21 protein-coding genes and 1 tRNA gene are annotated in these 21,623 nt (G+C 70.1%); 10 read left to right on the top strand and 12 right to left on the bottom strand.

The window, feature by feature from the left end; genetic code table 11:
• Window positions 1-120: 120 nt before the first annotated feature.
• Window positions 121-2,532 carry a DUF3769 domain-containing protein gene (locus KBY96_RS11735; protein WP_254979591.1) on the top strand — a complete coding sequence of 804 codons (2,412 nt, stop codon included), beginning with the start codon at window positions 121-123 and terminating at the stop codon, window positions 2,530-2,532.
• On the opposite strand, the gene KBY96_RS11730 is transcribed toward KBY96_RS11735, so the two are convergent.
• From KBY96_RS11730 to KBY96_RS11705, 6 genes are all read right to left on the bottom strand, one after another.
• Window positions 2,516-3,154, bottom strand: coding sequence for a 3-isopropylmalate dehydratase small subunit (locus KBY96_RS11730; RefSeq protein WP_254979590.1), 639 nt, complete (start codon window positions 3,152-3,154; stop codon window positions 2,516-2,518). The two genes, KBY96_RS11735 and KBY96_RS11730, sit on opposite strands and share 17 nt — an antisense overlap.
• 55 nt (window positions 3,155-3,209) lie before the next feature.
• Window positions 3,210-4,619, bottom strand: coding sequence for a 3-isopropylmalate dehydratase large subunit (gene leuC / locus KBY96_RS11725; RefSeq protein WP_254979589.1), 1,410 nt, complete (start codon window positions 4,617-4,619; stop codon window positions 3,210-3,212).
• Window positions 4,620-4,660: 41 nt separating this feature from the next.
• Window positions 4,661-5,914 carry a competence/damage-inducible protein A gene (locus KBY96_RS11720; protein ID WP_254979588.1) on the bottom strand — a complete coding sequence of 418 codons (1,254 nt, stop codon included), beginning with the start codon at window positions 5,912-5,914 and terminating at the stop codon, window positions 4,661-4,663.
• Entirely contained in the window at window positions 5,911-7,002 is a 1,092-nt protein-coding gene (locus KBY96_RS11715) for an MraY family glycosyltransferase (protein ID WP_254979587.1), read from the bottom strand. The genes KBY96_RS11720 and KBY96_RS11715 overlap by 4 nt, the downstream gene beginning before the upstream one ends.
• Before the next feature lie 77 nt (window positions 7,003-7,079).
• A complete protein-coding gene (gene glyA, locus KBY96_RS11710) occupies window positions 7,080-8,363 on the bottom strand; it encodes a serine hydroxymethyltransferase (protein ID WP_254979586.1) in 1,284 nt (427 codons plus the stop codon).
• Between the two features lie 121 nt (window positions 8,364-8,484).
• Window positions 8,485-8,558: transfer RNA gene (locus KBY96_RS11705), tRNA-Arg, on the bottom strand.
• A 139-nt stretch (window positions 8,559-8,697) separates the two neighbouring features.
• Here KBY96_RS11705 and KBY96_RS11700 point away from each other — a divergent pair.
• Both KBY96_RS11700 and KBY96_RS11695 read left to right on the top strand, forming a co-directional pair.
• Window positions 8,698-8,943 (top strand): 2TM domain-containing protein, encoded by a 246-nt coding sequence (locus KBY96_RS11700; RefSeq protein ID WP_254979585.1) that lies wholly within the window; start codon window positions 8,698-8,700, stop codon window positions 8,941-8,943.
• Window positions 8,940-9,230, top strand: coding sequence for a DUF3181 family protein (locus KBY96_RS11695; RefSeq protein WP_254979584.1), 291 nt, complete (start codon window positions 8,940-8,942; stop codon window positions 9,228-9,230). The genes KBY96_RS11700 and KBY96_RS11695 overlap by 4 nt, the downstream gene beginning before the upstream one ends.
• A gap of 45 nt (window positions 9,231-9,275) precedes the next feature.
• On the opposite strand, the gene murJ is transcribed toward KBY96_RS11695, so the two are convergent.
• Window positions 9,276-10,898 carry a murein biosynthesis integral membrane protein MurJ gene (murJ, locus tag KBY96_RS11690; RefSeq protein WP_254979582.1) on the bottom strand — a complete coding sequence of 541 codons (1,623 nt, stop codon included), beginning with the start codon at window positions 10,896-10,898 and terminating at the stop codon, window positions 9,276-9,278.
• A 57-nt stretch (window positions 10,899-10,955) separates the two neighbouring features.
• Here murJ and sfsA point away from each other — a divergent pair, with 57 nt between their 5' ends.
• The 3 genes from sfsA (at window position 10,956) to KBY96_RS11675 (ending at window position 13,819) form a co-directional block, all read left to right on the top strand.
• Window positions 10,956-11,795, top strand: a complete 840-nt coding sequence (gene sfsA, locus KBY96_RS11685) for a DNA/RNA nuclease SfsA (RefSeq protein ID WP_254979577.1) — start codon at window positions 10,956-10,958, stop codon at window positions 11,793-11,795.
• A gap of 28 nt (window positions 11,796-11,823) precedes the next feature.
• Complete coding sequence (locus KBY96_RS11680) at window positions 11,824-13,020, top strand: 4-hydroxy-3-methylbut-2-enyl diphosphate reductase (protein ID WP_254979576.1); 1,197 nt, start codon at window positions 11,824-11,826, stop codon at window positions 13,018-13,020.
• A gap of 202 nt (window positions 13,021-13,222) precedes the next feature.
• The gene (locus tag KBY96_RS11675) at window positions 13,223-13,819 is read left to right on the top strand and encodes a DUF1997 domain-containing protein (protein ID WP_254979641.1); all 597 of its coding nucleotides are present in this window, start codon (window positions 13,223-13,225) and stop codon (window positions 13,817-13,819) included.
• A gap of 37 nt (window positions 13,820-13,856) precedes the next feature.
• Here the strand turns inward: KBY96_RS11675 and KBY96_RS11670 are convergent, their stop codons facing one another.
• Together KBY96_RS11670 and purH are read right to left on the bottom strand one after the other, a co-directional pair.
• Window positions 13,857-14,321 carry a DUF4079 domain-containing protein gene (locus tag KBY96_RS11670; RefSeq protein ID WP_254979575.1) on the bottom strand — a complete coding sequence of 155 codons (465 nt, stop codon included), beginning with the start codon at window positions 14,319-14,321 and terminating at the stop codon, window positions 13,857-13,859.
• Window positions 14,322-14,364: 43 nt separating this feature from the next.
• The gene (purH, locus tag KBY96_RS11665) at window positions 14,365-15,942 is read right to left on the bottom strand and encodes a bifunctional phosphoribosylaminoimidazolecarboxamide formyltransferase/IMP cyclohydrolase (protein ID WP_254979574.1); all 1,578 of its coding nucleotides are present in this window, start codon (window positions 15,940-15,942) and stop codon (window positions 14,365-14,367) included.
• A 67-nt stretch (window positions 15,943-16,009) separates the two neighbouring features.
• On the opposite strand from purH, the gene KBY96_RS11660 reads away from it, so the two are divergent.
• The gene (locus KBY96_RS11660; protein ID WP_254979573.1) at window positions 16,010-16,690 is read left to right on the top strand and encodes an alpha/beta hydrolase; all 681 of its coding nucleotides are present in this window, start codon (window positions 16,010-16,012) and stop codon (window positions 16,688-16,690) included.
• 26 nt (window positions 16,691-16,716) lie between these two features.
• Here the strand turns inward: KBY96_RS11660 and KBY96_RS11655 are convergent, their stop codons facing one another.
• On the bottom strand, window positions 16,717-17,088 hold the full coding sequence (locus tag KBY96_RS11655) for a DUF3155 domain-containing protein (RefSeq protein ID WP_254979572.1): 372 nt from the start codon (window positions 17,086-17,088) through the stop codon (window positions 16,717-16,719).
• A 412-nt stretch (window positions 17,089-17,500) separates the two neighbouring features.
• Between KBY96_RS11655 and KBY96_RS11650 the strand changes: the two genes are divergently transcribed.
• Complete coding sequence (locus tag KBY96_RS11650) at window positions 17,501-18,640, top strand: sensor histidine kinase KdpD (protein WP_254979571.1); 1,140 nt, start codon at window positions 17,501-17,503, stop codon at window positions 18,638-18,640.
• Here the strand turns inward: KBY96_RS11650 and KBY96_RS11645 are convergent.
• The gene (locus KBY96_RS11645) at window positions 18,594-19,457 is read right to left on the bottom strand and encodes an adenosylcobinamide-GDP ribazoletransferase (protein ID WP_254979640.1); all 864 of its coding nucleotides are present in this window, start codon (window positions 19,455-19,457) and stop codon (window positions 18,594-18,596) included. The two genes, KBY96_RS11650 and KBY96_RS11645, sit on opposite strands and share 47 nt — an antisense overlap.
• Between KBY96_RS11645 and tgt the strand changes: the two genes are divergently transcribed.
• Both tgt and KBY96_RS11635 read left to right on the top strand, forming a co-directional pair.
• Window positions 19,456-20,628, top strand: a complete 1,173-nt coding sequence (tgt, locus tag KBY96_RS11640; RefSeq protein WP_396122320.1) for a tRNA guanosine(34) transglycosylase Tgt — start codon at window positions 19,456-19,458, stop codon at window positions 20,626-20,628. The two genes, KBY96_RS11645 and tgt, sit on opposite strands and share 2 nt — an antisense overlap.
• Window positions 20,629-20,661: 33 nt before the next feature.
• Window positions 20,662-20,805, top strand: a complete 144-nt coding sequence (locus KBY96_RS11635) for a photosystem II reaction center protein K (RefSeq protein ID WP_010312123.1) — start codon at window positions 20,662-20,664, stop codon at window positions 20,803-20,805.
• A 56-nt stretch (window positions 20,806-20,861) separates the two neighbouring features.
• On the opposite strand, the gene KBY96_RS11630 is transcribed toward KBY96_RS11635, so the two are convergent.
• On the bottom strand, window positions 20,862-21,596 hold the full coding sequence (locus KBY96_RS11630; protein WP_254979570.1) for a WecB/TagA/CpsF family glycosyltransferase: 735 nt from the start codon (window positions 21,594-21,596) through the stop codon (window positions 20,862-20,864).
• Between the last annotated feature and the right edge of the window lie 27 nt (window positions 21,597-21,623).

The following is a 21,623-nucleotide window of genomic DNA, read 5'->3' as shown; positions in this document are numbered from 1 at the left end:
CCTGAGTCGCACCGTTGGCCTCACTCGCCGCGCCGGCGGCCGCTCCTGGTCCTGGCCACCGCTCCGGCGAGCAGCTGCCTGCTGCCATAAGGTCCCCGCTGGTGCGTCCGTCCAGCAGCGATGAGCCCCATCCCCGGCAGCAGGCTGGTGCTCGTGGTGGCTTCCATCGCCATGGGGCTGGCCACCACGCCTCAGCTGGTCCCGAACCGCGCCGTCGCCGGGCCGCGCCCAGATGACGCCCAGGACCCAGGCAGCCAGCTGAGCGCTGACAGCTCCGCAGAGAGGCCGGAGCCCGAGCCGGAGCCGGCAGCCCGTGAGCGCTTTCTGCTGGTGTCCGCCGATCGCCAGAGCGTGGACGGGCAACTGGGCAAGCTGATCGCCGAGGGCAATGTGCAGGCCCGCTTCGATGGCTGGTTGCTGCTGGCCGACCGGGTGGAGGTGCTGGAGTCGACCCGCAGCGTCTATGCCACTGGGCGGATCCGCCTGAGCCGGGGTGATCAGACCCTTCAGGCCGGCCGGCTGCGCTACAGCGAACTGGAGGGCAGCGGCGAACTCGAGGACGTCTACGGGGTCATCGACCAGGAGCGGCTGGAGCAGCAGATCGCCTCGGAGCAGACCACCGAGACCAGCCAGGAGGCGAGCCCCAAGCCCCCGTTCGCCTGCCCAGAGCTGGTGAGTGATCCCACCCGGCGGCCGGTGCTGGAACTGCTTCCCCCGGGGCGGCTGCCCCTGCCCACCCTGCCGCCCCCCGCCGGCTGCCCCGGGGCTGACGCCGGCGCCAGGCCCCGCGCTTTGCGGGAGCTGCTCACCGAGGCGGCCCTCAGCCCGCCCCCCGCTGCGGGGGATGAAGACACGGAAGGCCCGTTGCCTGACGAGGGGGGGGCGGCGGACAGCGCCCCCATCAACCAGCGCGTGAGCGACGTGCGCTTCCACCAGAGCCTGGACACCGCGATCCGCTTCGATCTGTTCGCCGTAAGCGAGGACGACGATCCAGACAGCGCCAGCGGCAGCCCCACAGGCCCCAGCGTGCTGCGACGGCCGCGCCGGGAGTCGGGCCGCCTCAACCGGCTGCGCTTCCAGGCCTCCAGCGTGCGCGTCAGCGGCAACCGCTGGAGTGCCAAGGAGATCGCCTTCACCAACGACCCGTTCACGCCGGCCCGCTCCTGGCTGATCGGCACCGGGGTGGAGGCGCTGATCGAGGCGAACGGCGTGACCCGCATCCGCGCCCAGCGCACCCGGATCCTGCTGAGCAACCGGCTGGCGTTGCGGGGGATCAACAACACCACCATCGGCGAGGAGGGCCAGCAACTGGCCATCAACGGCGATCGCCGCGATCGCGATGGCCTCTACCTGGGCTACAACCTACCCACCCTGCGGCTTGGGCAGAAGGGCCGGCTGGACCTCCAGCCCCAACTGATGCTCCAGCGCGCCTTCGAGGGCCGCACCAACAGCTACACCAGACCCGGCGGCAACCTGGCCGGTTCCCGGGTGAACCAGGACATCCGCCTGTGGGACGTGTTCGGCCTGGTGGGGGTGCTCGACGTGCCGATCGACCGCTTTCGCCTGCGGGCCCTGGCCGACCTCTCCACCCTCAATCCCGACAATTTCAGAGCCGGGACCCGCAGCAAGGCCTCCCTCAGCACCCCGATCCGCCTGCCGGGCCACGACACGGCGGAGGTGGGGGGCTTCGGCAGCTACCGCGAGCGGATCTTCAACGGCAGCCTGGGGCGACAGACCCTGATCACCTCCTATGGGGCCCAGCTGCAGGGCCGTCTCACGGTCAACCACCAGGACAAGGTCGCCGACGAGAGCAGCCGGCCAACGCCCTACCTGGCCCCACTGCAGGTGAACTGGAGCGCCATCGGCGGCAGCTACCGGGCGGAGCTGTTCAACACCGACACCCTCGACACGCAGTGGCGCACGCGTCTGAACGCCAGCCTGAGCAGTTCCCTGCAGCTCTGGGAGGCACCGCTGGATCCGGAACGCCGGGAGCTGCCGGCCCTGCGCTACTCCGCCGTGCCGATCAGGCCCGGGCTGGCCCTGGATTTCGGACTGGTGGGCACGGGCGCGGTCTATGGGGACGGAGCCCGGCAGAACACGCTCACGCTCTACGGAGGTCCGGCTCTGACCCTGGGGCGGTTGCGGGACCCCTGGTTCGACTACACCCAGCTGGCGGTGCTGGTGGGGGGCACGCTGCGGGATGGTCTGAGTCCGTTCGGCTTCGACCGGGCCGTGGATCTCCGCACCGTGAGCTTCCGTGCCGCCCAGCAGCTCTATGGTCCCCTCGTGCTGGAGGGAGGGGCCACGGTGAACATCGATGGGCGCTCCCGGTTCAGCGGCGATGTGAGCAACTCCTATGTGGAGCTGAAACTGCTGCAGCGCTCCTACGAGCTCGGCATCTTTTACAGCCCCTACAACGGCATCGCTGGCGTGCGCGTGAAGCTCAACGACTTCAGCTTCAGCGGCAACGGCACGCCCTTCGTGCCCCGCCCGGATCCCGCCGCCGGTCCAGCCCTCAGCGAAAGCCGTTGAGGTAGGGCAGGGCCGTCGCGGTGGCCGTGAGCTCGGCGTCATGGGCCACGAGCTGGGAGGTGGCGTCCCACTGGCCGCTCACCAGCATCTGATGGGGGCCGGGATCGAGGTGCACCGGCCAGCGATTGGCGCCCACGAATTCACTCTCCAGCTCCACCTCCAGGGCCTCCAGATCCAGCAGAAGCTCGGCGCCGGGGTCGGCGGCGATCGCCTCCTGCAGGGCCCGCACGGTGGCTGGCTCGGCGCTGAGGCAGGGGATGCCCATGGCCAGGCAGTTGCCGAAGAAGATCTCGGCGTAGCTCTCGCCGATCAGGGCGCGGATGCCCCAGCGCATCAGCGCCTGGGGGGCGTGCTCGCGGCTGGAGCCGCAGCCGAAGTTGCTGTTCACCACCAGCACCGAGGCCTCCTGATGCACGCTGCGATCAAAGGGATGGGCGCCGCCCAGCTCCGTGCGGTCGTCGGCGAAGGCGCCACGGGCCAGGTCGTCGAAGGTGACGCACTTGAGGAAGCGGGCCGGGATGATCCGGTCGGTGTCGATGTCGGTGCCCACCACGGCAACGCCGCGGCCGCGGTGCTGGCGGATCGGGCCGGAGGGAAGTGCGCGGGCAGGGCGGGTCGACATGGCGAGAGACGGGGAGGGAGGTCGGCAGGCGAAGACTGCGGCTCAGCCGTTGAACTCAGGCAGCAAGCAGCTCACGCACGTCGGTGACGCAGCCGGTGATGGCGGCGGCGGCCACCATGGCCGGGCTCATCAGCAGCGTGCGGCCGCTGGCAGAGCCCTGGCGGCCCTTGAAGTTGCGGTTGGAGGAGCTGGCGCTCACCTGGCGGCCCTCGAGGCGATCGGGGTTCATGGCCAGGCACATCGAGCAGCCGGGTTCGCGCCACTCGAAGCCGGCTGCCGTGAACACCGCATCGAGCCCTTCGGCCTCGGCCGCCGCGGCCACCTGCTCGCTGCCGGGCACCACAAAGGCCTTGATCCCGGCGGCCACCTGCCGCCCTTTCGCCACCGCGGCGGCGGCCTGCAGGTCACTGAGGCGGCCGTTGGTGCAGCTGCCGATGAAGCACACATCCACCGGCGTGCCGGCGATCGGGCTGCCGGGCTGCAGATCCATGTAGCGGTAAGCCTCCTGGGCCAGCGGCCGCTCCTCGGGGGCGGTCTGCTCCAGGGTGGGCACGGTTTCGTCCACACCGATGCCCTGGCCGGGGGTGATCCCCCAGGTGATGGTGGGGGCAATGGCGGCGGCGTCGAAGCGCACCTCGTGGTCGAACACCGCATCCGGGCCGCTGGCCAGGTGGCTCCACCAGGCCACGGCCCGCTCCCAGGCCTCACCGCTGGGGGCGTGGGGCCGGCCCTGCAGATAGGCGAAGGTGGTGGCATCGGGATTCACGTAGCCGCAGCGGGCTCCGCCCTCGATCGCCATGTTGCAGAGGGTCATGCGCTCCTCCATCGACAGGGCCTCGATGGCGGGACCGGCGAACTCATAGGCGTAACCCACCCCGCCCTTCACCCCCAGGGTGCGGATGATGTGCAGCACCAGATCTTTGGCGAACACGCCGCGCTGCAGGCGGCCATCCACCCAGATGCGCCGCACCTTGAGCTTGCCCATGGCCAGGCTCTGGCTGGACAGCACGTCGCGCACCTGGCTGGTGCCGATGCCGAAGGCAATCGCCCCGAACGCCCCATGGGTGGAGGTGTGGGAGTCGCCGCAAGCGACGGTCATGCCGGGTTGGGTGAGGCCCAGCTCGGGGGCGATCACGTGCACGATCCCCTGGCGGCCGCTGCCGAGGCCATGCAGGGTGATGCCGTGCGCGCTGCAGTTGGCCTCAAGGGTGGCCAGCATCTCCTCGGCGAGGGGATCGGCGAAGGGCCGCGCCTGGGAGGTGGTGGGCACGATGTGATCCACCGTGGCCACGGTGCGCTCGGGGTGGCGCACCGTGAGTCCCAGATCCCGGAGGGCCGCGAAGGCCTGGGGACTGGTGACCTCATGGATCAGGTGCAGGCCGATGAACAGCTGGGTGGATCCACCGGGCAGGTCGGCGACCCGGTGCAGATCCCAGACCTTGTCGTAGAGGGTGCCGGCGCTCACGGGACAGCAGGGGAGCGGTTGGTCACCCTAGGGCGGAGGCCTCACTCCACCAGCAGCCTCAGACGCAGCCGGTTGAGAGCCTCGCCCGTGGTGAGCATCTGAATCCATGGCCGGCCGCGGCTGGCGCTGAAGCGCACCCCCTCGCTGCTGCTGCCGTCGGGGCCCGCCAGGGCGATGTGCACCAGCCCCACCGGCTTGGCCTCCGTGCCGCCGCCAGGGCCGGCGATGCCGGTCACGGCGATGCCCCAGCTGGCGCCGGTGAGCCGCCGCACCCCCGTGGCCATCGCCAGGGCCACGCTGTCGCTCACGGCCCCGTGCACCGCCAGGCAGGTTTCCGACACCCCCAGCACCGCCTGCTTGACGGCGTTGGCGTAGGCGATCACACCGCCCAGGAAGGCATCGGAGGCACCGGGCACCGCAGTCAGGGCCGCGCCGATGCCGCCACCGGTGCAGCTCTCCGCCACAGCCACGGTTTCACCACGCTGGCGCAGCAGCTCGATCACCACCGAGGCCAGGGAGTCGTCGTCAGCGCCAAAGCACAGCGGGCCCAGGCGGCCCCGGATCTCCGCCTCCAGCGGCTCCAGCAACGCCCGGGAGGTGGTGTCCGAATCGGCCCGCGCCGTGAGGCGCAGCTTCACCTCCCCCGCCCCCGCATAGGGGGCCACCGTGGGATTGCTGCCCTCCAGCAGATCCGCCACCCGCTCGACCAGGTCGGATTCCGCCAGGCCCCAGAAGCGCAGCAGGCGGCTGGCGATCACCCCCTCAGCCAGACCGGCGGCCCGCAGCCAGGGAGCCGCCGTGGCCTGCCACATCGCCCGCATCTCGCTCGGCACCCCCGGGAAGGTGAGCACCGTGAACCCTGGCCGGGGAGTCCAGATCATGCCGGGGGCCGTGCCGGTGGGATTGGGAAGCAGCTCCGCGTCCGGGGGCAGCAGGGCCTGCCGGCGCAGGCTGGCGGTCACGGGGCGGCCGCGATGGGCCAGCCGGGCCTCGATGGCGGCCCAGGCCTCGGGCCGCTCCTCGAGGGTGGCACCGAAGGCGACAGCGATCGCCTCGGTGGTGAGGTCGTCCGGGGTGGGGCCCAGTCCACCGGTGGTGATCAGCACCCGGCAGCGCCCCGCCGCCTCCCGCAGCGCGGTGATCAGGCGGTCGCGGTTGTCGCCCACCACCTGCTGGCGGAGGTGGGGAATGCCCAGGGTGGCCAGCTGCTCGGCGAGCCAGCGGGCATTGCCGTTAGTGATGGAGCCCAGCAGCAGCTCGGTGCCGATGCAGAGGATCTCGGCCGACCCGCTCATCCCTGACCGTCCTGAATCTGCAGGATCCGGCGGGTGCTCACCAGCACCCAGATCAGCACCGCTGTGGCCAGGCCGAGCCAGAGAAAGCGCATCTCCGCGTTCACCAGCACCAGGGCCAACGAGGCCAGCCACTGGGTGAAGGCATAGATCACCAGCACCGTGCGGCGGTGGCTGAGACCGGTGCGCAGCAACCGGTGGTGGAGGTGACGGCGGTCGGGGTGGAAGGGGGAGTGCCCCTCGCTGAGCCGGCCCATGATCACCGCCGACATGTCGGCCAGGGGCAGCGAGAGGATCAGCAGTGGCAACAGCAGGCTGACACTGGTGAGTCCCTTGGCGGGGCCCACGATGCTGATCGCCGCCAGGGCGAAGCCGAGGAAATAGGAACCGCCATCGCCCATGAAGATGCGGGCGGGGTTGAAGTTGTGGCGCAGGAAGCCCAGGCAGCTGCCGGCCAGGGCCGCGGCCAGCAGCCCGGCGGCGGGCTGATGCAGGCTGAAGCTCACCGACAGCAGACCCACGGCGGCGATGCCGCTCACGCCGGCGGCCAGGCCGTCGAGGCCATCGAGCCAGTTGATCGCATTGGTGATGCCCACCAGCCAGATCACCGTGGCCAGCAGACTCAGCCAGTCGGGGAGCTGCACAAGGGTGCTCGACTGACCGGCCCAGCCCGAGGGGATCTCGATGCTGCCGATGCGCACCCCCTCACCCCACACCACCAGCGACACCGCCAGCTGGGCCGCCAACCGCGGCAGTGGCGGCAGGGCGAACAGGTCGTCCGCCAGGCCGATCACAAAGAAGCACAGGCAGCCTGCCAGGGTGGTCCAGATCAGCAGGTCCTTGCTGGGCTCGAGCTCGGCGAACCCCCCCAGCAGCCAGGTGAGGGTGAGGGCCAGGCTGAAGCCGATCATGATTCCCACACCTCCGAGCCGCACCATCGGCCGGGTGTGCTGCTTGCGGGCATCGGGCTGGTCGGTCAGACCCCAGAGCAGGCCAAATTGCCGCACCCGGGGGACCACCAGCGCCGTCAGGGCCGCAGCCACCCCAAAGGTCAGCAGAGCGGCCGCGTTGGGGCTGTAGGCAAGGGTCACGGCAACGGGCCGGTGGGATGGAGAAGGCCTGGGGCCGCCACCCTACGGGTAGCCAAGGAAACGCTCAGGCCCGCAGCTCAGGCCGGCTGCAGCTGACGCTCGACGGTGTAAAGCGGGAAGCGCTCACACAAGGCGGCCACCCGATCGCGGCAGCGCTGCTCAACGACGGCGTCGTCGGGATGGAGCAGGCGATCGGCGATCACATCGGCCACCTCACGGAAGGCGGCCTGATCAAAGCCGCGGGTGGTGCAGGCGGCGGTGCCCAGGCGCAGGCCGCTGGTCACGAACGGCGACTGGGGATCGAAGGGCACGGTGTTCTTGTTGGCGGTGATGTGCACATCGCTCACCAGCAGGTCGGCCACCTTGCCGGTCATGCCGATGCTGCGCAGATCCAGCAGCACGATGTGGTTGTCGGTGCCGCCGCTCACCACGGCGATGCCGCGCTCCTGGATGCGCTCCGCCAGGGCCTGGGCGTTGGCCACCACCTGCTGGCTGTAGGCCTTGAAGCTGGGTTGCAGCGCCTCGCCGAAGGCCACCGCCTTGGCGGCGATCACGTGCTCGAGCGGGCCGCCCTGGCTGCCGGGGAAGACGGCCTTGTCGAACTGCTTGGCGAAGTCCGCGTCGCGGCAGAGGATCAGGCCACCGCGGGGGCCACGCAGGGTCTTGTGGGTGGTGGTGGTGACCACGTCGCACACCGGCACCGGGCTGGGATGCACGCCTGCGGCCACCAGCCCGGCGATGTGGGCCATGTCGGCCAGCAGATAGGCGCCCACCTCATCGGCGATGGCGCGGAAGGCCTGGAAATCAATCGTGCGGGGGTAGGCGGAATAGCCACACACGATCAGCTTCGGCCGGTGCTCGAGGGCCAGCTGGCGGATCGACTCGAAATTGAGCTGCTGGGTGTCGGGATCGACGCCGTAGTGCACGGCCTTGAACCACTTGCCGCTCACGTTCACGGGCGAGCCGTGGGTGAGGTGGCCGCCGTGGCTGAGGTCCATGCCCAGGATCGTGTCGCCGGGCTGCAGCAGGGCCAGGAACACGGCGAAGTTGGCCTGGGCGCCGCTGTGGGGCTGCACGTTGGCCCAGGCCGCGCCAAAGAGCTGCTTGGCCCGCTCGATCGCCAGCTCCTCGATCGCGTCCACGTGCTCGCAGCCGCCGTAGTAGCGCTTCGACGGCAGCCCCTCGGCGTATTTGTTGGTGAGCACCGAGCCCTGGGCCTCCATCACGGCGCGGGAGGCGAAGTTTTCGGAGGCGATCAGCTCCAGGTGGGTTTGCTGACGCTCCAGCTCCTTGCCGATCAGCTCCGCGATGGCGGGATCGCCGGCCGCCAGGGATTGGTTGATCGCGGCGTTGTCGGCCATCGGTGCGCCAGAGAGGGTTGAGTGAATCGTAAGAAAGGGAAGCCCCTGTTCCAGGGACGGCCAGGCCGCCGATCCCGAGGTGCCAATAAAAAAGCTCCGGCGAACCGGAGCAGGAAACAAACGCGCCTGGAGAGATTCGAACTCCCGACCCTCTGATCCGTAGTCAGATGCTCTAATCCGCTGAGCTACAAGCGCACATGGTCAGCCTAGCCGGCTGGCGTTTGAGCATTCTCAGCCCACAGGGTGCCCTTCCGTCAACTGCCGCCCGGCGCCGGCCGCGGCAGGGGGCATGACCCGGGCCATGATCGGGAACAGTTCCACAGCGCAGCGCCCCATGCCGATCCGCTGGTACGGCCCGGCTGATCCCTCCGATGCCACCTACCGGCACTTCGAGCGGGTCGTGAACCTCACCGTGCACGCCGCCCTGTTCGCCGCCATCAACAGCGGCCTGTGGGTGGTGCAGGAACTGCGCCAGCCCTGGAGCCACCTGAACTGGCTCACCCTGGGCTGGCTGCTGGCCCTGCTGCTGCACGCCAGTGTTGCGATCGCCCTGCGGCCTGCCCGCGACCCTGAAACATGACCCTCTCCGCCACTGAACTCAACGCGCTGCGCGACTCCCTGGCCGATCGCCTCTACCTGCAGGTGGCCGGCTGGCATCTGTATCTGGGAGATGCCGGCCTGGCCCAGGAGCTGGCGATCGAGTGTGCCGCGCGCCTCGACCAGGGCAGCAGCGTCTGCGCCCGCCAGGCCCTGGAGGCGGTGCAGGTGCCGATCGGCGGTGGCAGCACGCGCCTGCCAATGGCACGGTTGATTCCCGCAGGCCAGCTGCGCGATCTGGAGGACGTCCTCGAGCCGTTCTGCTCCTGACCGTTCTGCTCCGGTCAGCTCTGCTCAGGACAGTGGCGCGGCTGATCAGGAACGGCGCAGCCGGGGCAGCCGGCGTGTCACCAGGGCGATCACATCCCTGGCCTCGGGCACCCCGGCGGCACCGGCGACAGTGCCGTACACCAGCAACCCCACACCACTGCTGAGTCCGGTCTGCAGGAGCCGTCCCCAGAGGCCCGGCGGCCAGCCCACGACGCTGGCCAGGATCCAGCCGATCCCGGCCGCCAGCACCGCCGCCAGCAGCAGCTTCAGCGTGTCCCGCCCCCAGGCCCGCAGTGGCAGTCCGCCCAGGCGCTGACTCAGGGCCAGCAGCAGGCCGGCGGTGGTGATCAGATTCACGGCCACGGTGGCCAGCACCAGCCCGGCGGCACCGAAGTAGAGCGCCGGCAGCACCTGGGGGGTCCAGGGCGTGGGCCCGCCCACGAACGTCCAGCAGAAGATAGCGTTGAGGCCGATGCCCGCCAGCGACCAGCGGAACGGCGTGACGCCATCCCCCAGGGCATAGAACACGCGCACCAGCACGTCGCGGGCCAGGTAGGCCGGCATGCCGATTCCGTAGGCCATCAGCAGCTGACCCACCAGGGTGGCGGCGCTCTCGTCGAAGGCGCCACGCTCGTAGATCAGCGCCACGATGGGCACGGCCAGGGCCACCATCAGCGCCCCCAGGGGCAGCATCGAGGCGTTGGAGAGCATCAGCCCCTGGCGGACCCGCTGGATCAGCTGGGGCCGGTCCTCGGGAGCCGTGAGCCGGGCGTAGAGGGGCAGCAACGGCACCAGCAGGGCGTTGGAGATCAGCCCCAGCGGGGTCTGCACCAGCAGGTTGGCGTAGCCCAGACCGGCCGCCGCCGCCGGGATCCCGGAGGCGAAGAACAGGGACACGAACACATTGATCTGCAGCATCCCCGAGGACAGGGTGGCCGGGCCCATCACCTGCAGCACCTCCCGCACCCCGGGATCGCTCCAGTCCCACACCAGCCGGAACTGTTGCAGGCCGCGGCGCATCAGCTCAGGCAGCTGGATCAGCCACTGCAACACCGCCCCCACGGTGGTGGTGCCCGCCAACACCACACCCCCCAGCAAGGCCTGCTGGGGCAGGGCGATCTCCGAACCCAGCTGCCACCAGAGCAGAGCCAGACCCACGATCACCGACAGGCTGGAGAGCATCGGACTCACCGAGGGCAGCCAGAACACGTCGGCGGCGTTGAGGGCCCCAAACCCCAGGCCGATCAGGCCGGCGAACAGGGCCATCGGGGCCATCCAGCGCAACTGCACCACAGCGATGGCATGCACCTCGGGCTCGAGTCCCGGTCCCACCAGGCTGATCAGGGGATCGGCGGCCACCAGCAGCAGCAGGGTGACCAGGATCAAACCGGCCCCCACAAGGGTGTTGATCGCCGCCAGTACGTGGGCGCCCTCCTGGCGCGGGCGCCGCGCCAGCACGCTCACCATGGCGCTGTGGAAGGGGCCGTTGATGCCGCCCAGCAGGATCAGCAGAAAGCCCGGCAGCACATAGGCGTAGTTGTAAGCGTCGTAGGCCGCGCCCACCCCGAAGGCGGCGGCGATCACCTGCTGACGCACCAGACCGGCCACCTTGCTGAGGGCGGTGGCCACGGCCACGATCAGGGCGATGCGACGCAGCGAGGGGGCCATGGCGGGGCCGGCGGGGCCGGTGGGGCGAGCCCGGGGCCCGCGGAGCTGAGCGGCAGTATGGCGGCCGCCCCCCTGCGGCCCCAGCCGATGACGCAGCCGATCCTCAACCCGGGCCCGCTGGTGGAGGGCGTACTGGTGAAGCGCTACAAGCGCTTTCTCGCCGATGTGGAGCTCCTGGAGCCGGGGCCCGGCGGGGAGCCGGTGGGCACCGTGGTCACGGCTCACTGCCCCAACACCGGGCCGATGAGCGGGGTGCTGCGCCCCGGCGGCCGTGTGCTCCTGCGCCACGCCCCCTCACCGGCCCGCAAGCTGGCCTGGACCTGGGAGCAGGCCGAGGTGATCGGCTCAGGCGGGATCCCCATCTGGGTGGGCATCAACACAGCGCTGCCCAACCGGCTGGTGCGAGCCACGATCGAGGCCGGGTGCCTCGAGCCCTGGCTGGGGCCGATCGGGACGATCCGGGCGGAGGTGCCCTACGGCCAGGGCCGGCGCAGCAGGATCGATCTGCTGCTCAGCCCGGCCGAGGGGGCCGCCGATCCCCGTCCGATCTATGTGGAGGTGAAGAACACCACCTGGACCCGCGGGGACCTGGCCCTGTTCCCCGACACGGTGACCGAGCGGGGCCAGAAGCACCTGCTGGAACTCACGGCCCTGCTGCCCGAGGCCCGCGCGGTGCTGGTGCCCTGCCTGAGCCGGGGGGATGTGCGCCGGTTCGCCCCCGGAGATGGGGCCGACCCGCGCTACGGCGATCTGTTCCGTGCCGCCCTGGCAGCGGGAGTGGAGGTGCTGCCGTGCATGTACCGCTTCGAGCGCGGCGCTGTGGACTGGCTGGGGCTGGCCGCCGTGGACCCCCGCGACCCGGGGGCGGATCGCCAGGAACAGGGGCAACACCCATAGAGTTTGGCTCCCCCAAGCGGCGGCGACTGTGGATACCCGGGCTTTCAAGCGTTCCCTGCATCACTCCGACCGTTACAACCGCCGCGGCTTCGGCCTCGGGGACGAGGTGGCCGGCAGCCTGCAGACGGCCTACCAGAGCGATCTGGTGGCCAGCCTGCGCACCAATGGCTACGAGCTGCAGCGGGGCCGGCTCACGGTGCGGCTGGCGGAGGCCTTTGGTTTCTGCTGGGGTGTGGAGCGGGCGGTGGCCATGGCCTATGAGACCCGCCGCCACTACCCCAGTGAGCGGATCTGGATCACCAACGAGATCATTCACAACCCGTCGGTGAACGACCACCTGCGTGACATGAACGTGCAGTTCATTCGCGTGGATGGCGGCGTGAAGGACTTCTCCGACGTGGCCAGCGGCGACGTGGTGATCCTGCCGGCCTTCGGTGCCACCGTGCAGGAGATGCAGCTGCTCAACGAACGCGGCTGCCACATCGTGGACACCACCTGTCCATGGGTCTCCAAGGTGTGGAACACCGTGGAGAAGCACAAGAAGCAAGCCTTCACCTCGATCATCCACGGCAAGGTGAAGCACGAGGAAACCCTGGCCACCAGCAGCTTCGCCGGCACCTACCTGGTGGTGCTCGACCTGCCCGAAGCCCAGCTGGTGAGCGACTACATCCTCGGCAAGGGCACCCGAGAGATGTTCATGGCCCGTTTCGCCAGTGCCTGCTCGCCGGGCTTCGATCCCGACCGCGATCTGGTGCGGGTGGGGGTGGCCAACCAGACCACCATGCTCAAGAGCGAAACCGAGGAGATCGGCAAGCTGTTCGAGCGCACGATGCTGCAGCGCTACGGCCCGGCCGAGCTCAACGACCATTTCCTGGCCTTCAACACCATCTGCGACGCCACCCAGGAGCGCCAGGACGCGATGTTCGCGCTGGTGGACGAACCCCTGGACCTGATGGTGGTGATCGGCGGCTACAACTCCTCCAACACCACCCACCTCCAGGAAATTGCCGTCAGCCGCGGCATCCGCTCCTTCCACATCGACACCCCGGAGCGCATCAGCCCCGGCAACCGCATCACCCACAAACCCCTGGGCAGTGACCGGGAGCTGGAGGAGCTGTTCCTGCCGGCCGGAACGATCCGGGTGGGCATCACCTCCGGTGCCTCCACCCCCGACCGGATCGTGGAGGCGGTGATCGAGCGCCTGATCGAGCTCAGCGAGGATTGAGGGCGGCGCGCTGTCGCAGGCGCTGCAGGCCGCAGGGCGACGGCCGCTTTACATTGATTCATATCACCCAGTGTTCGAGCCCTTGCTGTCTTCGCCTCCGCTGCTCCCCAGCCCCGCCGGCGCCCTCAACAGCGGCGCGCTCGGCGACCAAGAGCCGAGCGCCGAAGGGGGTGCAGGCGGCCTCCAGGCCCCAGCCAACCGCCTGCGCGACGGCGACGACCCCAAGGTGCGGCGCTACGCCAGCACCTTCGCCGACCTGATGGAGATGCGGGCCGAGGCCGCAGCCGTGGCCGCCTATCTCGACTGCCACGAGGGCTGGTTCCAGCGCTGCGCGGCGCCGATGCCGGTGGCGCCCCTGGGCCGCAATGGCTACCGCCTCACCCTGGGGCGCTTCGGCAACTTCGGCTTCGAGGTGGAGCCCACCATCGCCCTCGAACTGCTGCCCCAGAGCGAGGGTGTCTACCGGATCATCACGGTGCCCCCTGAGGCCAGTGGGCGCGTGGAACCCGGTGCCAACCGTCTCGACGGCCTCTACGACGTGGAGTTCAACGCCTCCCTGCAACTTGATCCCGGCGGCGAGGGGCTCACCCTGGTGCGCTGGGACCTCGACCTGAGTGTGTGGATCCGCCTGCCGGCCGTGATCACCCTGCTGCCCGACGGGCTGGTGCAGAGCAGTGGAGAGCACCTGCTGCGCCAGATCGTGCGCCAGATCTCACGGAAGCTCACCTGGAAGGTGCAGGAGGACTTCCACGCCAGCCATGGGCTGGAGTGCCCGCCCCGGCGCCGCGCCCAGTTCTGACCTCAGCCGATCACACCGGAGCGATCAAACCGGCCGATTAAACGGGGCGGTTCTCCCAGATCTTGTTGAGGATCTGCATCCCGCTCAGGGCCTGCCACAGAAACAGGGTGACCATCGCCATGTTCAGTCCCACATGGGCCTTGCGGGCGATCAGATTGCCCTGCTGCATCAGGGGCGTGAGCGACACGGCCAAGGCGATCAGGCAGACCATGGCGATGCCCACCAGCAGGTGGGGACCCACGAACAGTTTGCCGTTGTTGAGGTAGGTCACCCCCATGCCACCGAAACAGCCCAGCACCAGGAGGGCCAGAAGGATGCTGCCGAGCTGGAAGTGGCGTTTGGCGAACTGCCCCTTGATCAGCTGCTTGCGCGTCTCGGCATCGGCGGTGCGTGTCTTCTTGGCCTTGATGCCCAGAAATGCGCTGTAGCCAGCCAGGGCGAGCAGTCCCCACATGGTCAGGGGGTGCAGAAAGTTGAGGGTGAAGGCGAGCGACTCGCTCATGGGTCGGGGCCGTGGTGGTGCGCGTGGCTGAAGCTACAACCGCTCAGTGCAGGAAGTGACGCCGGCCCGTGACCACCATCACAAGGCCGAGTTCGTTGCAGGCGCTGATGGAATCGACATCGCGCACGCTGCCCCCGGGCTGAATCACGGCCTGGATGCCATAGCGGGCCGCCAGCCGCACCGTGTCGTCGAAGGGGAAGAAGCCGTCGCTGGCCAGCACCGCTCCCCGGGCCCCCTGCCCGGCGGCCTCCAGGGCAAGCCGCGCCGACCCCACCCGGTTCATCTGGCCGGCACCGATGCCCAGACTCTGGCCCTGGTGGGCCACCACGATGGCGTTGGAGCGCACGTGGCGCACCAGCTTCCAGGCAAAACGCAGATCGTCGAATGTCTCGATCTCCGGCTGGCGCTCACTCACCACCTGCCAGCCGCTCTCGTCCACGGCTCCATCATCGAGGTCCTGCACCAGCACACCGCCGAGCACGCTGCGCAGCTGGCGCCGCGGCGCCCTGGCAATGGCGCCGGCATCGAGGTCCAGCAGCCGCAGGTTGGCCTTGGCCGCCAACTGCTCGAGGGCGGGTCCATCAAAGCCAGGGGCCACCACGCACTCCAGAAACAGGCCGCTGAGCTGCTCGGCCGCGGCCCTATCCACCGGCGTGTTGAGGGCCACGATGCCGCCGAAGGCCGAGAGGCGATCGGCATTCAGCGCCCGCTCCAGGGCGTTGGCACAGCCGCTGCCCACGGCCACACCGCAGGGATTGGTGTGCTTCACCACCACCGCCGCCGGCTGGGCGCCGCTGCCGTAGCCGAACTCGCGCACCGTGGCCAGGGCGGCATCGAGATCGATCAGGTTGTTGTAGCTGAGCTCCTTGCCCTGGATCTGGCGCGCCGCCCCCCAGCCTGCATCCCCCAGGCCGAACCACAGGGACGGCTGGTGGGGGTTCTCGCCATAACGCAGAGACTGGCGCGGCGGCAGCTCGAGCTGCAGGGGTGCCGACTCAGCCGCTGGGCCGGACCCCTCAGCTTCGGTGGCGCGCTGGTCGGCCAGGCGGCCAGCCAGCCAGCCACTGATGGCGGCGTCGTAGCTGGCGGTGTGCTCGAAGGCGGCCAGGGCCAGCTCACGGCGCAGGCCTTCATCCACTTCCCCCGCCCGCAGGGCGGCCAGAAAGGCGTCGTACTGACCGGGGCTGGTGAGCACCGCCACATCGGCATGGTTCTTGGCCGCCGCCCGCACCATCGCCGGCCCGCCGATGTCGATGGTTTCGATGGCCGTGTCGAAGGCCACGGCTGGATCGGCCACCGTTTCGCGGAAGGGGTAGAGGTTCACCACCACCACATCGATCGGGGTGATGCCCTGGCTGATGAGGTCAGCCTGGTGCGAGGCCTGCGCACGGCGCGCGAGAATGCCCCCATGAATGCGGGGATGCAGGGTCTTCACCCGGCCGCCGAGAATTTCGGGGGCGCCGGTGTGCTCGGCCACTTTGGTCACGGGCAGGCCAGCTGCCAGCAGGGCCTCGGCGGTGCCGCCGCTGGAAATCAAGTGGTAACCGGCCTCCAGCAGCCCCTCAGCCAGGGGCACCAGACCCTCCTTGTTGGACACGCTCAGGAGGGCCGTGGGCGCCATGGCTCGCGATCGGAGGTCAATGGAGCCAACCTACGCAGCAGCAACACCGCAACCACACGACGTTGCCATGGTTGAAGAGCGTGGCGGCGCGGAGCCCCTGGAGGGGTGTCCGCTCGGCGATCGGATCACGGGGGGGAGCGCCGGCGCCAAGCGCCGGTTGGTGCTGCTGCACGGCTGGGGCGCCGATGCCGACGATCTGTTCGAACTCGGCAATCTGCTGGTGGGACCGCAGCTGAGCGTGGTGGCCCTGCGGGCACCCCTGGCCCATCCGGCCGGCCAGGGGCGCCAGTGGTATGACCTGCAGAAGCCGGGCTGGCCGCAGCTGCCGGCGGCCCGCGACGACCTGCGCCGGCGCCTGCTGGCCCTCGATGACGAGCTGCCGCTGAGCAGCACCGTGCTGCTCGGCTTCTCCCAAGGTGCCGCCCTGGCTCTGGATGTGGCCACGAGCGCCTTCGACCTGCCGTTGGCCGGGGTGATCGGCTGCAGCGGTTACCCCCACCCAAACTGGCAGCCGGCGTCGAGCGGTGCGGTGGGTGGTGGGGCTGGTGGGGCGGCGGTGCTGCTCACCCATGGCACACAGGATCCGGTGGTGCCCTATGCCGCCAGCGAGGAGCTCCGCCAGAGGCTGCAGGACAGCGGACGCGAGGTGAACCTGATCGGCTTTGCCGGGGGCCACACCATCGATGCGGCCCTGTTTCCGGAACTGCGCGCCTTTCTGGAGGCCTGCTGGGGCGGGCCCGGCCGGTGAGACCGAGGGCCGCCCCGGCCGGCCACTCACACGAAGGCGTATTCGTATTCCTCCATCTCCTCCCAGTCATCGGCCGCCAGGGCTTCGATCCCCTCAAACAGCACCTCTTCCCCGATGCGGTCGACGATCTCGCGCAGGGAGGGGAACAGGAAGTGGTTCTCTTCGGCGTACTGAGCGCTGAACAGTCCCTTTTCCCCCCAGAAGAAGCGATCGGTGGTGTGCTCGTTGCGGCGCACGTGAAGCAGGGCCGGCGGCACCAGGACCTGCTCGGCGATGTAGCGACGGGCGGCGGTGACGGGCTTGTGGGAGCCGGTTTCGAGATTGAACGTGGGGATGTGGGCCAGCACCCGCTGACCGGCCAGACGGCGGCGGCTGATCCGCTTGCGCTTCTTGGACATCAGTTAACTCCCGACGGCGGGAGGGTCGAGGAACAGGGGGAGGGGAACACGAGCAGGGCTGGCCCGCAGAACGCACCGGCGGCTCAAAGAGCCCCCGGGGCATGACGTCCAACCTGGCGATTGCGGCCGTGAGCTCAGGAGCACCGACACAATCGGGGGGTTGCCCATTCGGGACCCCCCTGCAACAGCTGAACGGAGCAGGCCCTGGAAACCCAGAGCCTGCTCATTCCTCTGCTGTAGCCTTGGCTGCGACGGAGCGCAACTGGGCCGGCGGCATCGGTAACCACATGAGCCCGCGCGCAAACCGTGCGGTAGTGGTCGATACGCTGATCTTAAGACTTTTTCCCGGAATTTCCGCGCAGGCTGCAGATTTTCTTCTGCAGTTCCCCACAGGTCCGCCCCAGCGAAGCCGATGGCAGTCTCCAAGCGGTTTCTGAGCCTGCTGAACTTCCAGCTGGCCCAGTTCGCCGACCGCGGCGACGTGGCCTCCCTGGTGGTGTACGTCACCGAACCGGGCCCTGCCGAGACCCCCAGCCTGATTCCCGTGGGGCAGTGGCCCAGCGCCGGCCGGGTGCTGCCGCCGCTGGCGGCGGACAGCCCGCTGCGGGCGCCGGAGGAACGGCGGCGCTGGCTGCCCCTGCGCCATCAGGGCGTGCTGCTGGGGGCCCTGCAGGTGGAAACCAGCCACCTGCCCTGGCCCGAACCCCTGCGCCAGCGGCTGCAGGCCGTGGCTCTCTGCCTCACCGAGGGTCTCTGCCTCGATCTGGAGCACACGCGCCTGCAGCACCAGCTGCAGCACCAGCAGGAGCAGCTGCAGGTGCTGCTGCATCAGCTGCGCAATCCCCTGGCCGCCCTGCGCACCTTCGGCCAGCTGTTGCTGCGTCGGCTCGAGGGGGACAGCCGCAACCGCGGCCTGGTGGAGGGTCTGCTGCAGGAAGAACGGCAGCTGAGCCGCTATGTGGACGCGATCGACCAACTGGAGAGCGGCGAAGCGGCCTTCAGCGCCGCCGACATGGTCATGCCCCTGCTGCTGCCGCCCAGCCTCGGCGGCGGACGGCAGCAGAACCTCGCGGCGCTGGTGCAGCCCTTGCTCCAGCGGGCCGCCGCCACTGCGGCGCTGCAGTCGCGCGCCTGGCTCCCGCCAGCGCAGCTGCTCGACTGGCAGGGGGATGCGGAGAGTGTGGCGGAGATCCTTGCCAACCTGCTGGAGAACGCCTTCCGCTACAGCCAGCCCGGCGCGGCGGTGGGGCTGCACGTGGCCCCTTGCCCGGAGGGGGGCTGGGCGCTCACCGTGTGGGATAGCGGCGAGCCGATCGCCGCCTGCGAGCGGGAACGGATCTTCGAGCCGGGGGAGCGGGGCAGCAGCGGGGCCGATCTGCCGGGCACCGGGCTGGGGCTGGCACTGGGGCGGCAGCTGGCCCGCCGGCTGGGGGGTGATCTGTGCCTGGAGGCCTGCCCCCGGCAGGTGGACGGATCCCTGCCGGAGTGCGGCAATGCCTTCCGGCTCAGCCTGCCGCCGGCAGAGACAGCCCGCTCCACAGCAGACCGCTGAGCAGCAGCGCAAGGGTTTCGCTCCACTCCACGCAGGCGCCATAGCTGTCACCGCTGTGCCCCCCCAGGCGGCGCCCCAGCCACCAGGGCAGCAGCAGCGCCGGCGGCAGGCCCGCCCCAGCGAGCACGAACAGACCCGACGCAGGCAGGGGATGGCCCGCGGCGGCACTGAAACCCGCACTGGCGGCCAGCAGGGGCACGCCCACCAGCAGGGCCGGCAGCAGCTCAGGACCCAGGCCGGCCCAGTGGCGGCGATGGAAGGCGGCCGTACCGCCGGCGGAAGGCCCCTGGCGCAGGTAGGGGTAGCGGTGCATGGCCAGCAGGGGGGCGACCCGTCCCCAGAAGCCGGCCCATACCAGGGCGATGGCGCCGAGCGATGCCGCCAGCGGTGCCAGGCAGAACAGGCCGGCGGCCCGCAGCAGCACCAGCAGCAGCGCCGCCTGCACCGCCGCGGCCCCCACCCGGCTGTCCTGCATGGCCTCGAGGGCGCGGGGGCCGGCGGCCAGGCCATCGGCGGTGTCGAGAGCGCCGTCGTGATGCAGCCCGCCGCTGAGCACCAGGGCAAGGGCGATCACCAGCGCCACCCGGCCTCCGGCCGGCAGCCACACCTCACTGTGCAGCCACAGCAGTGCCTGCAGGCCACCGAGCACCACGCCGATCAGCGGCGCGAAGCGGGCAATGCGCTGAAAGCGGGGGGCGATGCCGGGCCAGGCCGGCAGCACCGAATAGAACACCCAGGCGCCGGCCAGATCGCGCAGCCAGCCCGGTGCGCGGAAGGGTTGACGCGTAGCGTCATCGCAGCTCCGGTGCGGCCCCATCAGCGTTTCTCCCGGCGGTGGCAGATCACCCGGCGACTCCGCGAGCGGCAGGCCCTTCAGCTTCGCGATCACCGCCCGCAGCAGCGGCAACCGCGCCCGCTGCGGGCGTTTCCACACCCCCCACGGAGCTGTGGACACGCCCTGCTTCATGCCGGTGGGCACCCTGGCCACGGTGAAGGGGATCACGGCGACCCAGCTGGAGGCCACCGGCGCCCGCATGGTTCTGGCCAACACCTACCACCTGCATCTGCAGCCCGGTGAGGGGATCGTGGCCGAGGCCGGCGGACTGCATCGGTTCATGGGCTGGGAGGGGCCGCTGCTCACCGACTCGGGGGGCTACCAGGTGTTCAGTCTGGGGGACATCAACCGCATCAACGACCAGGGGGTCACCTTTCGCTCCCCCCGCGACGGGCGTCGCATCGCGCTCACACCGGAGCGGGCGATGGCGATTCAGATGGACCTGGGGGCCGATGTGGCGATGGCCTTCGACCAGTGCCCGCCCTACCCGGCCAGCGAGGCCGAGGTGGCGGCCGCCTGCCGGCGCACCCATGGCTGGCTGGAGCGCTGCATCGCCAGCCACACCAGGCCGGACCAAGCTCTGTTCGGCATCGTGCAGGGGGGCTGCTTCCCCGAACTGCGGGCGGAATCGGCCCGGGTGGTGACGTCGATGAACCTGCCCGGCATCGCCGTGGGCGGCGTGAGTGTGGGCGAGCCTGCGGCGGAGATGCACCGGATCCTGCGCCAGCTGGGGCCGCTGCTGCCGGAGGAGAAGCCCCACTACCTGATGGGGGTGGGCAGCCTGCCGGAGATGGCCCTGGCGGTGTCCCAGGGCTTCGACCTGTTCGACTGCGTGCTGCCCACCCGCCTGGGGCGCCACGGCACCGCCCTGGTGGGCGGGGAGCGCTGGAACCTGCGCAACGCCCGCTTCCGCCACGACCACCAACCGCTCGATGCCAGCTGCCCCTGTGCGGCCTGCCGGCACCACAGCCGCGCCTACCTGCACCATCTGATCCGCTCCCAGGAAATGCTGGGCAAGATCCTGCTCAGCCTGCACAACATCACCCAGTTGATGCGCTTCACCCGGGCCATGGCCCAGGCGATCCGGGAGGGTTGTTTTGCAGAGGATTTCGCTCCCTGGGAGCTGGAGTCTGGGGCCGCACACACGTGGTAGCGTCCGATCCACGCCTGTCGAATCAGTACCGGGATGGCCGCCTACGCCCTGCAGACCCTGGCTCAGCTGCCTGAGGCTTATCAGGCCTTCGCCCCACTGGTGGACATCCTGCCGATCATCCCCCTGTTCTTCCTGTTGCTGGCGTTCGTGTGGCAGGCCTCCGTGGGCTTCCGCTGAACCAGCGCCACCCCCCAGCCGAACGGCAGAGGGGAGTGCCACAATCCCCGAAGACCTCAGCCGCTCTTCAGCACCGCCCAGGCAAAGGCGGGCAGCGCCAGCATCCGTCGCCAGCGCCTGGGTTCCTGCACCAACCGGTACAGCCACTCAATGTGCAGGGCCCCCATCCAACCGGGGGCCCTTTTTTTGACCCCAGCCCAGACGTCGAAGCTACCGCCCACCCCCATCCACAGGCCACCCTGGCGTCCGGGCAGCGCGGCGATCCAGGTTTCCTGACGCGGCACCCCCAGGGCCACCAGCACCAGGTCGGGCCGGGACGCCAGCAACCGGGCCTCCAGGGCTGGCCAGGTTTCAGCCGACTGATAGCCGTGGGCACTGAACACCGGCTCCAGGGCGGGAAGCTCGTCGCGCAGTCGGCTCTGGAGCCGCTCCATCACCGCCGGCGAAGCGCCCACCAGGGCCACCCGCCAGCGCTGGGCGGCGCCATGCTCGAGCAGGCAACGCGCCAGCTCGATGCCCGGACTGCGCCGCAGCCGCAGCCCCCGGCGGCCCAGAGCCCACACCACGCCGGCGCCGTCGGGGATCACCAGGCCGGCGGCGGCGATGGCTCGGCCCAGCTCCGGGTCGGCACGGGCCGCCATCGTCATCTCGGCGTTGAGGGTGACGATCTGCCCCCCGCCCCGATCGCGCAGGGCCAGGGCCGCCGCGAACACGTCGGGGCAGACATCCACCGGCACCCCCAGCACCTGGCTGCGCCGTGGCGATTCCGCATCAGTGGCCGTTACTGCCATGGAGCCTGGCGCCGCGGGGGAGAATCT

The sequence above is a fragment of the Cyanobium sp. ATX 6A2 genome (assembly GCF_024346355.1).
GTDB lineage: Bacteria > Cyanobacteriota > Cyanobacteriia > PCC-6307 > Cyanobiaceae > NIES-981.
Note: the sequence above shows the minus strand (reverse complement) of the source record. Positions and strands in the feature narration are given on the sequence as shown.

Excerpts from the sequence above, each read along its gene's own strand:
- glyA (WP_254979586.1), bottom strand. The coding sequence starts at position 8,363 with ATGGCCGACAACGCCGCGATCAACCAATCCCTGGCGGCCGGCGATCCC.
- sfsA (WP_254979577.1), top strand. The coding sequence starts at position 10,956 with ATGGCGGCCGCCCCCCTGCGGCCCCAGCCGATGACGCAGCCGATCCTC.
- purH (WP_254979574.1), bottom strand. The coding sequence starts at position 15,942 with ATGGCGCCCACGGCCCTCCTGAGCGTGTCCAACAAGGAGGGTCTGGTG.
- KBY96_RS11660 (WP_254979573.1), top strand. The coding sequence starts at position 16,010 with ATGGTTGAAGAGCGTGGCGGCGCGGAGCCCCTGGAGGGGTGTCCGCTC.
- KBY96_RS11735 (WP_254979591.1), top strand. The coding sequence starts at position 121 with ATGAGCCCCATCCCCGGCAGCAGGCTGGTGCTCGTGGTGGCTTCCATC.
- KBY96_RS11720 (WP_254979588.1), bottom strand. The coding sequence starts at position 5,914 with ATGAGCGGGTCGGCCGAGATCCTCTGCATCGGCACCGAGCTGCTGCTG.
- KBY96_RS11730 (WP_254979590.1), bottom strand. The coding sequence starts at position 3,154 with ATGTCGACCCGCCCTGCCCGCGCACTTCCCTCCGGCCCGATCCGCCAG.
- KBY96_RS11655 (WP_254979572.1), bottom strand. The coding sequence starts at position 17,088 with ATGTCCAAGAAGCGCAAGCGGATCAGCCGCCGCCGTCTGGCCGGTCAG.
- KBY96_RS11630 (WP_254979570.1), bottom strand. The coding sequence starts at position 21,596 with ATGGCAGTAACGGCCACTGATGCGGAATCGCCACGGCGCAGCCAGGTG.
- KBY96_RS11670 (WP_254979575.1), bottom strand. The coding sequence starts at position 14,321 with ATGAGCGAGTCGCTCGCCTTCACCCTCAACTTTCTGCACCCCCTGACC.
- KBY96_RS11635 (WP_010312123.1), top strand. The coding sequence starts at position 20,662 with ATGGCCGCCTACGCCCTGCAGACCCTGGCTCAGCTGCCTGAGGCTTAT.
- murJ (WP_254979582.1), bottom strand. The coding sequence starts at position 10,898 with ATGGCCCCCTCGCTGCGTCGCATCGCCCTGATCGTGGCCGTGGCCACC.
- KBY96_RS11700 (WP_254979585.1), top strand. The coding sequence starts at position 8,698 with ATGCCGATCCGCTGGTACGGCCCGGCTGATCCCTCCGATGCCACCTAC.
- KBY96_RS11695 (WP_254979584.1), top strand. The coding sequence starts at position 8,940 with ATGACCCTCTCCGCCACTGAACTCAACGCGCTGCGCGACTCCCTGGCC.
- KBY96_RS11645 (WP_254979640.1), bottom strand. The coding sequence starts at position 19,457 with ATGGGGCCGCACCGGAGCTGCGATGACGCTACGCGTCAACCCTTCCGC.
- KBY96_RS11650 (WP_254979571.1), top strand. The coding sequence starts at position 17,501 with ATGGCAGTCTCCAAGCGGTTTCTGAGCCTGCTGAACTTCCAGCTGGCC.